The organism is Streptomyces lincolnensis (assembly GCF_001685355.1).
Taxonomy (GTDB): domain Bacteria; phylum Actinomycetota; class Actinomycetes; order Streptomycetales; family Streptomycetaceae; genus Streptomyces; species Streptomyces lincolnensis.
In genome coordinates, this window is the sequence record NZ_CP016438.1 from 4,580,968 (window position 1) to 4,594,165 (window position 13,198).

Here is a 13,198-nt window from a genome sequence, read left to right on the forward strand (position 1 = left end):
TCTAGTACCCGGTCCCCGGATCGCAGCACCCCTCCCTCCGCATGTGCCGGCTCACCTCCAGCCAGTCCTCGTCCGTCGTCGGGTCCGCCGGTTCCTTCGGGTCCGTCCGTGCGGTCGCCGCGTCGAACGCCCCGACCAGGTCGGACTGCTCGAACAGCACGCCGCCGCGCAGCACGGCCCGGGTCCGGATCAGGTCGGTGAAGTCGGTGAACGGGTCGCCGTCCACGAGGGTGAGGTCGGCGAGCTTGCCCTCCTCCAGCGTGCCGAGGTCGGTGTCGGCGCCGAACACCCGGGCGGGCAGCAGGGTGGCGGTGCGCAGGGCCTCGGCCGGGGACAGGCCGGCGCGGTGGAGGGCGCGCAGGCCCAGGTGGAGGTGGAGGCCGACGGGGACGAGCGGCTGGTCGGTGCCGAGGGCGACGAGGCCGCCGCCCGCGAGGACACGCCGGTAGAAGCCCAACTCGCGGTCGAGTGTCGCCAGTTGGAGGACGGACGGAGGTTGCGTCGCCAGCTGTCGGACCATCGCGGTGTCCCACGGCGGCATGAGGGTGGTGACCCGCGGATCCTCGGCGAGGGACGGGTCGGCGCCCAGCAGGGGCAGGGCCGTGAACGGGGTGGCGACGAGATGGAAGTCGGTGCGGGTGTAGATCTCCTCGACGTCCTGGAAGGCGTTGCCCGCGGCCGTGGTCGCGTGCCCGAACTCCAGGCGCTGGGTGGCCTGGAGATGGGTCGTCAGGTCCTGGCCCAGCTGCACGCCCGGAGTGCACAGGTGGCTGCCGCTGCGCACGCCGAGCCGGTGGTGCGCGAAGTCCGCGGCCTCCTTCATCACCCAGCCCGGCGCCCGTACGTACGTCTTGACGAAGTCCCAGTCGAGAGCCGCCGCCCGCTCCAGCGACCTGCGCAGTCCCTCCCGCGTGCGGTGGGCGCGGCCCATGCTGTAGGCGACGCGGGAGCCGTCGAGCAGTTCGCCGGTGGACAGCAGGCGCGGTCCGGCCAGTTCACCGGAGGCGACCGCCTCGCGGATCCTGGCCTGTTCGTAGGCGAAGCCGCCCAGGGAGACGGCGGTGGTGATGCCGTAGGCGAGCTGGAGAGCGGTCTGGCGGCCGCCGTACGTGGTCTGCCAGGGGTGGGTGTGGGCGTCCCACAGGCCGGGGACGACCGTGCGCTCGCTCGCGTCGACGCGGCGGGCGGCGGGGCGGGCGGTTCGGTGCGGGGCCACTTCGGCGATGCGGCCGTCGCGGATCACGACGTCGACGTCCTCGCGGACCTCGGTGCCGGTGCCGTCCCAGAAGCGTCCGGCGCGCACGACCGTGTCGGCGGGACGCGGTCTGCGGTAGTCCAGCCGGATCCGGACGGTACGGGTGGTGCCGCTCGCGAGGTCGGCCAGGCGCGGGGTGCCCGCGGAGAGGTACAGCAGGGTGCGGGAGTCGGCGGACCAGGACGGGTGGTCGGCGGGTTCGCTCGTCAGGCGGCGCGGCTCGCCGTCGGGGGTGCCGTCGGCGCGCACCGGGAGCAGCCAGAGCGCGGACTCGGCGACGACGGCCATCCAGCGGCCGTCCGGGGACCACACGGGGCCGGAGTCGTAGCGGTCGGAGAGGGAGGTGTGCGGGGCCGGCGGGTGCAGGACCGCGGACCCGTCGGTCGTGTCGACGACCCGGATGAGGTTGTAGCCCTCACGGAAGCGCTGGTTGAGACGGTTGCGGTCGCACAGCGCGAGGTAGCGGCCGTCGGGCGACCAGCTGGGGCGGCCGGGGAGCCCGCCGCTGCCGAGCGGGGCGGCCAGGGTGCGTTCGGTGCCGGCGGCCAGGTCCCGTACGACGAGGTTGCCGGAGATGTCCAGGCAGGCCAGCCGGGTGCCGTCGGGCGCGAGGGCGGGGAAGATCCGGCCGCCCCCGGCGAGCACGGTGTCCTGCCCGGAGGCCAGGTCGCGGCGGCGTACGGCGAACAGGCCGTCGCGGTCGTCGGCGTACAGCAGCGCCTTGCCGTCGGGGGTCCAGGCCGGTGACGTCACATAGCGGGTGGGCGGCACCCGGAGGATCCGGCGGGGGGCGCGGTGGCCGTCCGTGCCCGCGGTCCACAGCGCGTTGAGCGCGACGAAGGCGACCGTACGGCCGTCCGGCGAGAGTGCGGGCAGGTGCAGCGCGCGGACGGGCCGGGTGCCGGTGCCCTCGAAGTCGTAGGCCTTGGTGCGGTAGCGGGGCCGGTCCACGGGCAGCGTGGCGGTGAACGGGATCTCCTCGCCGCGCTCCGGCGCGTCCGGGTCGACGAGGCGGACGTGTCCGTCGGCCATGAGCAGCAGCCGTCCGCCGTCGGTCCAGCGGGGCGGCGCGGGCTGGACGTCGCCCTCGACGGCGACCGGTGTGCCGTCCACGACGAGACGACAGGAGGCCGCGGGGGACGGCGTGGTGCGCAGGTAAGCCAGGCGGCCGGCCGGGGAGACGGCCGGGGTCATGAGCTGGGCGCCGGAGGTGTCGGTGTGCTCGGCGGTGACCGGGCCGGTGCCGTCGGCGGCGACCGAGGCGACGGTGTCGGCGCGCAGGGCGCCGGACGCGGTGACGGCGGCGCGGACGAACAGGACCCGCTCGCCGTCGGGCGACCAGGTGGGGTCGAAGTCCTCCCAGGCGCCGCCCTGGGCGGGGCCCTCCTGTCCCGGGCGTCCGGTCAGCCGGGTCAGCGCGCCGGTGCGCACGTCCAGGACCCAGACGCGGTACGGGCTGCCGGTCACGGTGTCGCCGCCGCGCTCGGAGGCGAACGCGATACGGGTGCCGTCCGGCGACCAGGCGGGCGCCCGGTCGTCCCACGGCCCATCGGTGAGCTGCCGCGGCCCGCTTCCGTCGGCGCGCAGCGTCCACAGGTGGAAGCCGCCGCCGCGGTAGCCGCACACGACCAGGCGCTTGCCGTCCGGCGAGAACTGCGGGCGGGTGGGCTCCAGTTCGGGCACGGTCAGCGCTACGGCGGTGCCGCCCGAGCGCGGGACGGACCACAGCACGTTCTGCGCCTCCACCACCAGCCGGTTCCCGGACGGCGCGAGGGTCGCCGACCCGCCCGTGGCCGCGGTGAAGGTGAGGGTGGTGGCGGTCCGGGAGGAGTCCGCGGCGGCCGCCACAGCCGGTGCGCCGACCGCGGCCACCGTCCCGGCCACGACGGTCGCCTGAAGAAAGCCGCGGCGGGAGACGGAGATGTCAGAGGAGACGGACGAGACGGACGAGTCTTCTAAGTCCATGAGAGTTCCCTGCGGTCTGGGGGACACCGAAGAGCAGTGCCACTCTCACCCGCAAGATCACCGACAGTCAATGCCCGTGACAGTCCGCGTCCACGCGGCCTCTAGGACTCCGCCCGCCCCTTGGGCCGCCGCAACCCCGCCCCATGCAGCAGCCGCACCACCTCCCGGCTGCTGACCTCCACCGCCCCCGCCGCCACCACCTCCGCGTACCGGTGCGAGGGAATGTCGTAGTGATCGCGTTCGAAGGCCCGCCGGGGTACCCCCAACCGCTCGGCGAAGGCGTGGAGTTCGTCGAAGGAGGCGTCGCTGACCAGGTGGGACCACATGCGGCCGTGGCCCGGCCAGGTCGGCGGGTCGATGTAGACCGTCACGAGGAGGGCGTCCCGCCGGTCGCCGAGGACAGGGAGCCGACGGCGGCCACCTTGACGCCGGCCTGGTGGCAGACCCAGTGCGGGTCGGCGCCGAGTTCCGGCTCGACCTCCAGGGCGTGGGGGTCGCCGGAGCCGCAGACCGGGCACAGGGGCCAGCGGCCGTAGGCCTCCAGGAGGGCGTCCTGGACGTCCTGGGCGACCAGGCCGGCGACGAACTCGGCGCCGTCGGGCCACTGCTCCACCCACCATCGCCGCTGGACGACGGAGTCCTCGACCATGGACACGACGTCCGCCGCGGCGACCTCGTTCGCGGCCAGATCGGCGAGCACGAGGGCGCGTGCCGCGTGCAACGCCTGCTCCAGAGGGCTGATGGGGTGGCCGGAGGGGTCCATGAACCCATTGTGCGCACTCTTGACCACGACACCGAGCCGAAAATATCTTTCACAGGTGACACAGAACGTGAAGGAAATTTTCGGAGGCGGGAACGGAGCCGGAGGTGGCCGGGTGGGTGCGCAGGCGCAGGTTCCCCCCGCCCCGGCCGCCCTCGCCGCCAAGGTGCGCACGCTGGCCCCGTCCATGACCCGTTCCATGCAGCGGGTCGCCGAGGCCGTCGCGGGCGACCCGGCGGGCTGCGCGGCCCTCACGGTCACCGGCCTCGCCGAGCTCACCGGCACCAGCGAGGCGACGGTCGTACGGACGGCCCGGCTGCTCGGCTACCCCGGCTACCGCGATCTCCGCCTCGCCCTCGCCGGCCTCGCCGCCCAGCAGCAGTCCGGGCGCGCGCCCGCCATCACCACGGACATCGCCGTCGACGACCCCATCGCCGACGTCGTCGCGAAACTCGCCTACGACGAGCAGCAGACCCTCGCCGACACGGCGGCCGGCCTCGACACGGTCCAGCTCGGAGCGGCCGTGACGGCGCTCGCCGCGGCCCGGCGCACCGATGTGTACGGGGTGGGGGCGAGCGGGCTGGTCGCGCAGGACCTCACCCAGAAGCTGCTGCGCATAGGGCGGATAGCCCACGCCCACAGCGATCCGCACCTCGCCGTCACCAACGCCGTGCAGCTGGGCTCGGGGGACGTGGCCATCGCGATCACGCACTCCGGGTCCACCGGGGACGTCGTCGAGCCGCTGCGGGTCGCGTTCGAGCACGGGGCCACGACCATCGCGATCACCGGACGGCCGGACGGGCATGTCGCGCAGTACGCCGATCATGTGCTGCCGACCTCCACCGCCCGGGAGAGTGAGTTGCGGCCCGCGGCCATGTCGTCGCGGACCAGCCAGCTGCTGGTGGTGGACTGTCTGTTCGTGGGAGTCGCGCAGCGGACCTATGAGACCGCGGCGCCCGCGCTGTCGGCGTCGTACGAGGCGCTGGCCCATCGGCACCGGCGGTAGCCCACCGCCGTAGGCAGGACAGCCGCAGGCAGGACAGCTTCGGGCAGGACAGCCGTAGGCAGGACATCACACCGCACATCGGAAAGAGCCGTCTTCACCATGACCTCCACCTCCAACCCCCGTGATCTTCAGGCGCAGTTGGAAGCCCTGACCACCGAGGCGTTCCGGCCCGAGCTCGCCGACATCGACCGACTGCCCACGCTCGACATCGCCCGCCTGATGAACGGCGAGGACGCCACCGTGCCGACCGCCGTCGCCGAGCGGTTGCCGGAGATCGCCGCCGCCATCGACGCCGTCGCCGAGCGGATGGCGCGGGGCGGACGGCTCGTCTACGCCGGGGCCGGCACCGCCGGGCGGCTCGGGGTGCTGGACGCCTCAGAGTGCCCGCCGACGTTCAACACGGACCCGTCGCAGGTGGTGGGCGTGATCGCCGGGGGCCCGGAGGCGATGGTGACCTCGGTCGAGGGGGCCGAGGACTCGGCGGACCTGGCGCGGGCGGACCTGGACGGGCTCGGGGTGGGACCGGTGGACACGGTGGTCGGGGTGTCCGCGTCCGGCCGTACCCCGTACGCCATCGGCGCGGTGGAGCACGCGCGGGCGCGGGGCGCGTTGACGATCGGGCTGGCCTGCAACGCGGACAGCGCGCTGGCGGCGGCGGCCGAGCACGGCATCGAGATCGTCGTAGGCCCGGAACTGCTGACCGGCTCGACCCGCCTCAAGGCGGGCACGGCCCAGAAGCTGGTCCTCAACATGCTCTCGACGATCACGATGATCCGCCTCGGCAAGACCTACGGGAACCTGATGGTCGACGTCCGCGCCTCCAACGACAAGCTGCGCGCCCGTTCCCGCCGCATCGTCGCCCTCGCCACCGGCGCGCAGGACGACGAGATCGAGCGGGCCCTGGCCGCCACCGACGGCGAGGTGAAGAACGCCATCCTGACGATCCTCGCGGAGGTCGACGGCCCCACGGCCGGCCGCCTGCTGGCGGAGGCGGGCGGCCATCTGCGGGCCGCGCTGGCGGCGGCCACTATGAAGTGACTGCGGTGTTTTCGGGAAGGTCGGCGTGCTCGGGGTCTTCGGGAAGGTCGGCGTGCTCGGGCAGCTCCCGGATGTGTCGTACGTCGGACGCGACGACCCACAGCACGCTCAGCACCGCGCTCGCCGTGCCGATCCACAGGGTCGGCCGCAGGCCGAGCACGGTGCCCAGGGTACCGGCGAGCACCGCGCCGATCGGGCGGACTCCGAAGTTGGCGGTCTGGACCACGCCCATCACGCGGGACCGCAGGGTCTCCGGGATGACGGCGATCAGGTAGCTGTTGGTGGAGATGTCCAGGACCGCGACCCCGCAGCCGGCGCCGAGCTGCGCGGCCACCAGCGTCGTGATCACCAACGGCATCGGGCCGTCGGCCAGCGGCACCAGCAGCAGGGGCAGGCTGAACCCCAGGAACCCGGCGACGACGGCCGGGCCGAGGCCGATCCGCCGCACCACGCGGGGCGCGGCCCACGCACCGGCCAGCCCGCCGAGCCCGAGTGCGGCCACCACCGCCCCGATTGCGCCGGGGTTCAGCCCCAGCTCGGTGGTGCCGTACAGGATGAACAGGGTCATCAGGAAGGTGTGGCTCAGGCTCAGCATGGAGACACCCGCCAGCAGCAGGCCGGGGGTGCGGTGGGCGGTCACCCACCGCAGCCCGGCCGCGAGCCCGCCCCGGGCGCGCGGCGCGGGCGGGGCCTCCTGGGTCCGGATACGACCCAGGCACACCGCCGACACCAGATAGGTCAGGGCGTCCAGCAGCAGCGCGAACGGCGCCGACAGCACCTGGACCAGCATCCCACCCGTGCCGGGCCCGGCGACCGCGGCCGTCGACCTGCTCCCGGAGAGCAGCGCGTTGCCGTCCACGTAGCGCTCCGCGGGAAGCAGGGACGCGTACACGTGATGCTGACAGACCCGGAACAGGACGGTCAGCGCCCCGACGACGAACTCCGTCACGTACAGGTGAGCCATCGTCAGCGCCCCGAAGGCGTACGCCAGCGGCACCGACGCCACCGCGGCGAACCGCCCGACATCCGCGACGATCATCGCCCTACGCCGGTCCGCGCGCCGGTCCGCCCACGCCCCGCCCGGGATCGACAGCAGCAACGACGGCAGCAGCGCCACCGCCGTCAGCCACCCCATCTCGGCCGCACCCGCGTCCAGCAGCACCACGGCGGCCAGCGGGATCGCCAGGATGTTGATCTCGTCCCCGACCAGCGAGACACTCTGCGCGGTCCAGTACAGCCGGAACCCCCGCTCCCGCAGCAGCCCGGGTCGCTGCGCCGCGTCGCCGGTGGCCTTCCGGCGGGCCGCCCTCATACGACGCCGTACGCGGGGACGGGCAGGGTCAGCAGCATGATGTGGGACGCGGGTTCGTCGTCGGCCGGGTGCCAGCTGCCGACCTGACGGTAGCCCCACGCGGCGTAGGCGGCGTGCGCCGGCGCCGCTTCCGGCTCGGGCCGCATCGCCAACGTGACGCGCTCGACGCCCAGGCCCTCCAGGAGGTGGGCGTGCAACCGGGCGGCCACTCCTTTCCGCCGCCACGGAGCGCGTACCGCGAGTTCGACGATGCCCAGGGTGCGCTTCCCGTTCTCGGCCGCGAACTCCGCCGTGGTCTCCTCCCCCATCGCCTTCCACCAGCCGGTCTCCGGCGGCAGGGGGTACCCGAAGGCGTACCCGACCGGCAGGCCGCCGTAGCGGGCCACGACGAGACGAGCGCGGGGAAGGCGGACCTCCTGCGCGAACCGGTCCACGAAGTCCGCGATCTCCTTCACGCCCTCGCAGTACGGCGGTTCGACCCAGATCTCCTTGTACATCGGCAGCACGAGATCAAGCTGCGCGGCACACTCCAGCCCCTCCCACCGCTCCACCGTGACCGGCGACTTCGTCATCCGTTCCCTCCCGTGCCCTGCCACCGGCCGAAGCCGGAGCCGACGTCGATTCAGCGCCTGCCCGGACCAACCGGGATGGACCTACGGGACCGCTCCCCGATGCCGACGCCACCCTTCGGGGCGAGGAGGCGGGGGGCGGGCCTGCGGGTGCCGGCGCCTGGGGTGATCTTCGCGGTGGTGGGGCGACGGAGGGGCCTGCGGCCGCCGACACCGGAACCGCTCTTCAACGTGGCGGAACGGCGGACAACCCTGCGGGAGCCGATGCCCCCACCGCCGGTCTTCGCGGTGGCGGAGTGGCGAACCGGCCTGCGGGTAGCGAGGCCGGGGGTGCCGCCCTTGAATGTGGCGGGACGTCGGACAATCCTGCGGGTGCCGGTGGCCGGGCCGCCGGCCTTCGCGGTGAGGCGGCGGCGCACCGTCCTGCGGGAACCGATGCCCCTACTGCCGGTCTTGGCGGTGGCGGAGTGGCGGACAATCCTGCGCGTGCCGATGCTCGGGCCGCCGCCCTTCAGCGTGGTGATACGTCGGACGGGCCTCCGGCTACCGACGCCCGGGGTGCCCTTCGCGGTGGCGGGGCGGCTGACGGGCCTACGGCTGCCGACGCCAGGGGTGACCTTCACGGTCGCGGGGTGGCGGACAACCCTGCGCGTGCCGATGCTCGGGCCATTCCCCTTCAACGTGGCGGGACGGCGGACATGCCTGCGGCCACCAATGCCAGAGTTGCCCTTCACGGTGACGGGGCGGAGGACCGTCCTGCGGCCGCCGATGCCGTGGCCGCCTTTGAAAATGACAGCGCGGCCGCCGACGCTCGGGCCGCTGCCCTTCGCGGTCGCGGGACGACGCGCAGACCTGCGGCCACCGATGCCTGGGGTGGACTTCGCGGTAGCCGGGTAGCGGAGAGCCCTGCGGCTGCGGGTACCAACGCTCGGACCGCTGGCCTTCGAGGTGACGAGGCGGCGGACCGGCCTGCGGTTGCCGACGCCCGGGGTGTTCTTCGCAGTCGCGGGGCGACGGACGGGCATGCGAGTGCCAGCGCCAGGGGTGAGCTTCGCAGTGGTGGGGTGGCAGACCGTGGCACGGCCGCCCACGCTGGGGCCGTTTTTCGCGGTGGCGGCGCGGCGGACAGACCTGCGGCCACTGACACCCGGGTTGCCCTTCAGCGTGACGAGGCGGCACACGGACTCGCGTCCGGAGACACCCGGAGTGCCCTTGCGACGGCTGTCGATGCCGGAGCCCCCCTTCGCAGTGGGGTGGTCGCAGACAGACCTGCGGGTGCCAGTGCTCGGGCCGCCCTTCGCCATGGCAGGGCGGTTGACACGCCTGCGGCTACCAACCCCCGGGCCACCGGTCTTCAGCGTGGTGGCACGTCGGACGGGCCTCCGGCTACCGACGCCCGGGGTGCCCTCGCAACGGCTGCCGATGCCCCCGCCGCTGCCCTTCAAGGTTGCAGGACACAGAGCCAGTGTTCCCGGGGCAGGCGCAGGCGCCTCAAGTTCCATAAGGGCGAGCATGAGTTCGGTCCTCTCCGTCGTGAGGCGGGTTCCGGTCCTGATGCGCGACGTGGCCGGCGTTGGGCTGGCCGCGCTGCCTCCCTGGGACAAGGGTCGGCTCACTCATCGTGTGGTGATTGCACGCGGCCGGAAACCTGAAGAGTTCTAGGGTCCGGAGCGTTGACCCGCTCCAGGCGGAGGCGTAAGGGACCGCCACAGCCGAGCACCACGCACCGCCCAACCCCGCTTGTTAGCGTGGGTGTTCGACAGGGGGAGACACCATATGACCACGCCCACGACCACCTTCCGCATCGGCGGGGATCTCGAAGTACGCCGGCTCGGATTCGGCGCGATGCGCTTGCCGACGGAAGCGGCGGACGCGCGAGCACGATCCATCACGCTGGCCCGGCGAGCCGTCGAGCTCGGGGTCACGCTCATCGACACGGCCTACATGTACGGCTGGGGAGCCAACGAAGAGCTCCTGGCCGAGGCCCTGCACCCGTACCCGTCCGGGCTGCTCGTCACCACCAAGGTCGGCCCCGCCCTCTCACCGGCGGGCGAATGGGGGCTCGACGGCCGCCCCGCCGCCCTCCGCGCCCAGGTGGACAACGCTCTACGACGTCTCCGCGTCGACCGTATCGAGCTGCTCCAACTCCACCGCCTCGACCCGGACACCCCGCTCGCCGACCAGATCGGCGCCCTCCGCGACCTGCGCGCGGAAGGCAAGGTGGGCCGCATCGGGCTCTCCGAGGTGACGGTCGCCGAACTGGACGAAGCCCGCGCGATCGTCGACATCGCCAGCGTCCAGAACCGCTACAACCTCCTCGACCGCCGCGAGCACGAGCCCGTCCTCAAGGCCTGCGAGGCGGCCGGCATCGCCTTCCTGCCCTGGCGCCCGCTCGCCCCCGGGGCCGCCGACGCCAACCCCGACATCACCGCCGTAGCGGCCGAGTTGGACGCCACCCCCACCCAGGTCGCCCTGGCCTGGCTCCTCGCCCACTCGCCGGTGATCCTGCCCATCCCCGGTACGGCGACCCTCGCGCACCTGGAGGAGAACGTGGCGGCGGCGGATCTGGCTCTCACGCCGGACCAACTCGCCCGCCTGGACAGGCTGGACGGGACTCACTGAGGTGGGAGCCGCCCCTCGCCGTTGATCCGCCGCACCCGCGCCCGCAGCACCTCCGCGCGCGGCGCGGGCCCGGTGGCGTCCGGCGGGCAGTCCCACTCCCTGCCCCCGCCCACGGGCCGCAGCTGCACCCTGCCTGCGAGATGCCCCATGACCTCCCCGATCCGCCCGTCCCGTACGTCGACCACATGCGCCCCCACGGCCGGCCGCTCCCCGCGCAGCACCGACGCCAGCCGCTCCGCCGTCCGCACGTTGCACCGGCCGAGGCTGACCAGGGGGAAGGGTTCGTCACCGGCCGCCGTGACGGGGTCGACGGCCAGCGACGGGAGCACGATCCCCGCACCCACCAGCGCCTCCCGCAACGCCTCCAGCACTTCCTCGGTCGACCGCACGGCCATGTTCCGCCACCTCCACGCTGAGTTGCATGTTCAGCACACAGCGTGTCCGTACGGCCTCTAACCTGGCCAGATACAACACCCCAACAACGTCGGCCGTTGGAACGGGAGTCACCCATGGCAGGACCGAAGGACCTGGACCCGTCCTCGTCCCCGCGCGCGCTGTTGGGCGCGGAGTTGCGTCACGCGCGCGAGAAGGCGGGGCTGAGCCAGGACGAGCTGGGCCAACGGCTGTTCGTCAGCGGCTCGTTCATCGGCCAACTGGAGGCGGGCACGCGGCGGATGCTGCCGGAGTACGCGCGATCACTGGACGAGGTGTTGGACACGGGGGACTTCTTCCGGCGGAACTGTGGGGCGGCGGCACGGTCGCGATATCCGGACCACTTCGCCGAGGCGGCGGAGGCGGAGAGCACGGCCAAGGAGATCAGGGAGTACTCACAGCTCCTGATCCCAGGCCTGCTACAGACAACGGCATACGCGCGTGCCGTCTGTCGGGCCTACCAGCCGACGGCTCCGGACGAGGCGATCGAGGAGGTGGTGTCCGCACGCGTGGAACGGGCCCGCCTACTCGCCGACCCAACAGAGCCGCTGTTGTGGGTGGTGATGGACGAGTCCGCCCTACGCCGGGCGACCGGCGGGCCCACGGTGATGTCGGAGGCGTTGCAGCACATCGCGGGCCTGATCCGGCGGAACAGGGTGATCGTGCAGGTGTTGCCCTTCGATGCCGGAGCGCATCCCGCGATGGAAGGCTCCGTCAAGCTGATGGACTTCGAGAACGCACCCCCGCTCGCTTACTTCGAGGGTGTCGGCACCGGACGTCTGGAGGACGACCCCGCCACCGTCAGGCACCAACGGCTCACCTACGAGCTGCTCACAGCCTCGGCGCTCTCCCCGCGGAATTCCCTGGTCCTGATCGAGGCAGTGGCGCAGGATTACGCCCATGAGCAGCATCCCTGAGTACGACCTGGACACGGGCACCTGGCACAAGTCCAGCTACAGCGGAGGCAGCGGCGGCAACTGCCTCGAAGTCGCCGACGGCAACCCCACCATCATCCCCGTCCGCGACTCCAAGAACCCCCGGGGCCCGAAGCTCGCGTTCCGGCCGGAGGCATGGTCCGCGTTCCTCGAAGCGGTGAAGGCACCCTAGGCGCGGAAGCCACGTGAGACCCGGACACCATGACCAGCGTGCCCGGGTCGGTCGATGTGCCCTCAGCAGATGTCGAGGCGATTAAAGTCGTACGTCGCGTAGTCCGGCACCGTGGTGATCACGCCGTTCGCGGGAATCTTGGTGGAGTACCTGGGCCCCCAGAAGTGGACCTGGGCTCCGCCGGTCTGGTTGTTGCGAACAGCGAGCGCGTCGACGAAGTTCGAGAGCGACCGCGTATCGCACTTGAACAGGTGGAAGACGCTGTGCTTGCCGTCGCCCTGGCCAACCGACACGCAGGCGATGCCACTTGCCAGGGAGCACGCGACCAGCGCCGTGTTCCGATCGCCGCTCGCCACGTTCCGCTGTACCCACTCGCCCGAGAACAGCGGGTAGATCTGCGGTGTCCATGCGGCCGTTCCCGTCGCACCGTTCGTGGCTGCCTGTGCCGGTGCCTGCGCCGCCAGCGGAACGAGGACTGCGGCGACCAGCGTCGCGACCATCGCGGCCGCCCGATTCCTGAGTCGTGTCGATCTCATGTGATCTCCCTTGTAGTCGCACCGAGTCAGCGCCTCGAAGCGTAGGGAGCGCCAGGGACGTCGTGACCCTGGGAATTGTCAGGGTGGGCACCGCCACTCTGCGTGGCGGTGCCCCGTGGGCCGACGGACCGTGCCGTCAGCAGTCGAGGTAGGAGTCGTAGATCCAGACGCCGGTGGTCCCGCCCACCAGGTCGCCCATGATCCAGCGACCGTCGTAGTCGCGGTAGATGAGCTGGTCCCCCCTGTTCACCTTGCCGAGGACCGGGTGGTTGGTGCCGGGGCCGCCACGGAAGTTGACCCCGTCGTCGTTGACGGTGCAGATGAGGTCCTGCCGCACGACGTGGGCGGAGCCTGAGGCGGGGGCGACGGTCTCGGTGGCCTGCCCGGCCTGTGCGAGCGGCCCGGCGATCAGTGCGACGCCGCTGATCAGAGCGGCCGCGGCCAGCATTCGCTTCTGCATGGGATTCCTCTTTTCCGTTCGTTGTCGGGTCCTCGGTGCGGGACCCGATGCACCGTTTGTAGCCGCTAATCTGTTGTTCAAGACCGGTCGCCCGAAGCTGAACAAACGGATGCCGAACAATCCGTGTGACCAGGGG

14 protein-coding genes are annotated in these 13,198 nt (G+C 72.5%); 5 read left to right on the forward strand and 9 right to left on the reverse strand.

Annotated features, from left to right (window positions below):
* Position 1 precedes the first annotated feature (1 nt).
* The 3 genes from SLINC_RS20250 to SLINC_RS20260 form a co-directional block, all read right to left on the reverse strand.
* Positions 2-3,220, reverse strand: coding sequence for an amidohydrolase family protein (locus SLINC_RS20250; RefSeq protein WP_067434946.1), 3,219 nt, complete (start codon positions 3,218-3,220; stop codon positions 2-4).
* 101 nt (positions 3,221-3,321) lie between these two features.
* Positions 3,322-3,591 (reverse strand): DUF4031 domain-containing protein, encoded by a 270-nt coding sequence (locus SLINC_RS20255; RefSeq protein WP_067434949.1) that lies wholly within the window; start codon positions 3,589-3,591, stop codon positions 3,322-3,324.
* Positions 3,588-3,983: a hypothetical protein gene (locus SLINC_RS20260; protein WP_067434952.1), complete on the reverse strand. Its 396-nt coding sequence runs from the start codon at positions 3,981-3,983 to the stop codon at positions 3,588-3,590. Before SLINC_RS20260 ends, SLINC_RS20255 begins: the two co-directional genes overlap by 4 nt.
* Positions 3,984-4,038: 55 nt before the next feature.
* On the opposite strand from SLINC_RS20260, the gene SLINC_RS20265 reads away from it, so the two are divergent.
* Positions 4,039-4,986: a MurR/RpiR family transcriptional regulator gene (locus tag SLINC_RS20265; RefSeq protein ID WP_067434955.1), complete on the forward strand. Its 948-nt coding sequence runs from the start codon at positions 4,039-4,041 to the stop codon at positions 4,984-4,986.
* A gap of 99 nt (positions 4,987-5,085) precedes the next feature.
* A complete protein-coding gene (gene murQ, locus SLINC_RS20270) occupies positions 5,086-6,024 on the forward strand; it encodes an N-acetylmuramic acid 6-phosphate etherase (RefSeq protein WP_067434958.1) in 939 nt (312 codons plus the stop codon).
* Here the strand turns inward: murQ and SLINC_RS20275 are convergent.
* The 3 genes from SLINC_RS20275 to SLINC_RS48825 are packed head-to-tail and all read right to left on the reverse strand — an operon-like array spanning position 6,014 to position 8,528.
* Positions 6,014-7,336: an MFS transporter gene (locus tag SLINC_RS20275; protein WP_079164619.1), complete on the reverse strand. Its 1,323-nt coding sequence runs from the start codon at positions 7,334-7,336 to the stop codon at positions 6,014-6,016. The genes murQ and SLINC_RS20275 overlap by 11 nt on opposite strands.
* Positions 7,333-7,908: a GNAT family N-acetyltransferase gene (locus SLINC_RS20280; protein ID WP_067434961.1), complete on the reverse strand. Its 576-nt coding sequence runs from the start codon at positions 7,906-7,908 to the stop codon at positions 7,333-7,335. Before SLINC_RS20280 ends, SLINC_RS20275 begins: the two co-directional genes overlap by 4 nt.
* A 50-nt stretch (positions 7,909-7,958) precedes the next feature.
* Positions 7,959-8,528, reverse strand: coding sequence for a hypothetical protein (locus SLINC_RS48825; RefSeq protein WP_182449200.1), 570 nt, complete (start codon positions 8,526-8,528; stop codon positions 7,959-7,961).
* 1,153 nt (positions 8,529-9,681) lie between these two features.
* Here SLINC_RS48825 and SLINC_RS20290 point away from each other — a divergent pair.
* A complete protein-coding gene (locus SLINC_RS20290) occupies positions 9,682-10,527 on the forward strand; it encodes an aldo/keto reductase (RefSeq protein WP_067434967.1) in 846 nt (281 codons plus the stop codon).
* On the opposite strand, the gene SLINC_RS20295 is transcribed toward SLINC_RS20290, so the two are convergent.
* Positions 10,521-10,916, reverse strand: coding sequence for a hypothetical protein (locus SLINC_RS20295; RefSeq protein WP_182449302.1), 396 nt, complete (start codon positions 10,914-10,916; stop codon positions 10,521-10,523). The genes SLINC_RS20290 and SLINC_RS20295 overlap by 7 nt on opposite strands.
* A gap of 120 nt (positions 10,917-11,036) precedes the next feature.
* On the opposite strand from SLINC_RS20295, the gene SLINC_RS20300 reads away from it, so the two are divergent.
* Entirely contained in the window at positions 11,037-11,876 is an 840-nt protein-coding gene (locus SLINC_RS20300; protein WP_067434974.1) for a helix-turn-helix domain-containing protein, read from the forward strand.
* Positions 11,860-12,066: a DUF397 domain-containing protein gene (locus SLINC_RS20305; protein WP_067434976.1), complete on the forward strand. Its 207-nt coding sequence runs from the start codon at positions 11,860-11,862 to the stop codon at positions 12,064-12,066. Before SLINC_RS20300 ends, SLINC_RS20305 begins: the two co-directional genes overlap by 17 nt.
* A gap of 62 nt (positions 12,067-12,128) precedes the next feature.
* On the opposite strand, the gene SLINC_RS20310 is transcribed toward SLINC_RS20305, so the two are convergent.
* Both SLINC_RS20310 and SLINC_RS20315 read right to left on the reverse strand, forming a co-directional pair.
* Positions 12,129-12,602, reverse strand: a complete 474-nt coding sequence (locus SLINC_RS20310; protein ID WP_152038991.1) for a hypothetical protein — start codon at positions 12,600-12,602, stop codon at positions 12,129-12,131.
* Positions 12,603-12,738: 136 nt separating this feature from the next.
* Positions 12,739-13,062 carry an SH3 domain-containing protein gene (locus SLINC_RS20315; protein ID WP_067434982.1) on the reverse strand — a complete coding sequence of 108 codons (324 nt, stop codon included), beginning with the start codon at positions 13,060-13,062 and terminating at the stop codon, positions 12,739-12,741.
* Positions 13,063-13,198: the final 136 nt, after the last annotated feature.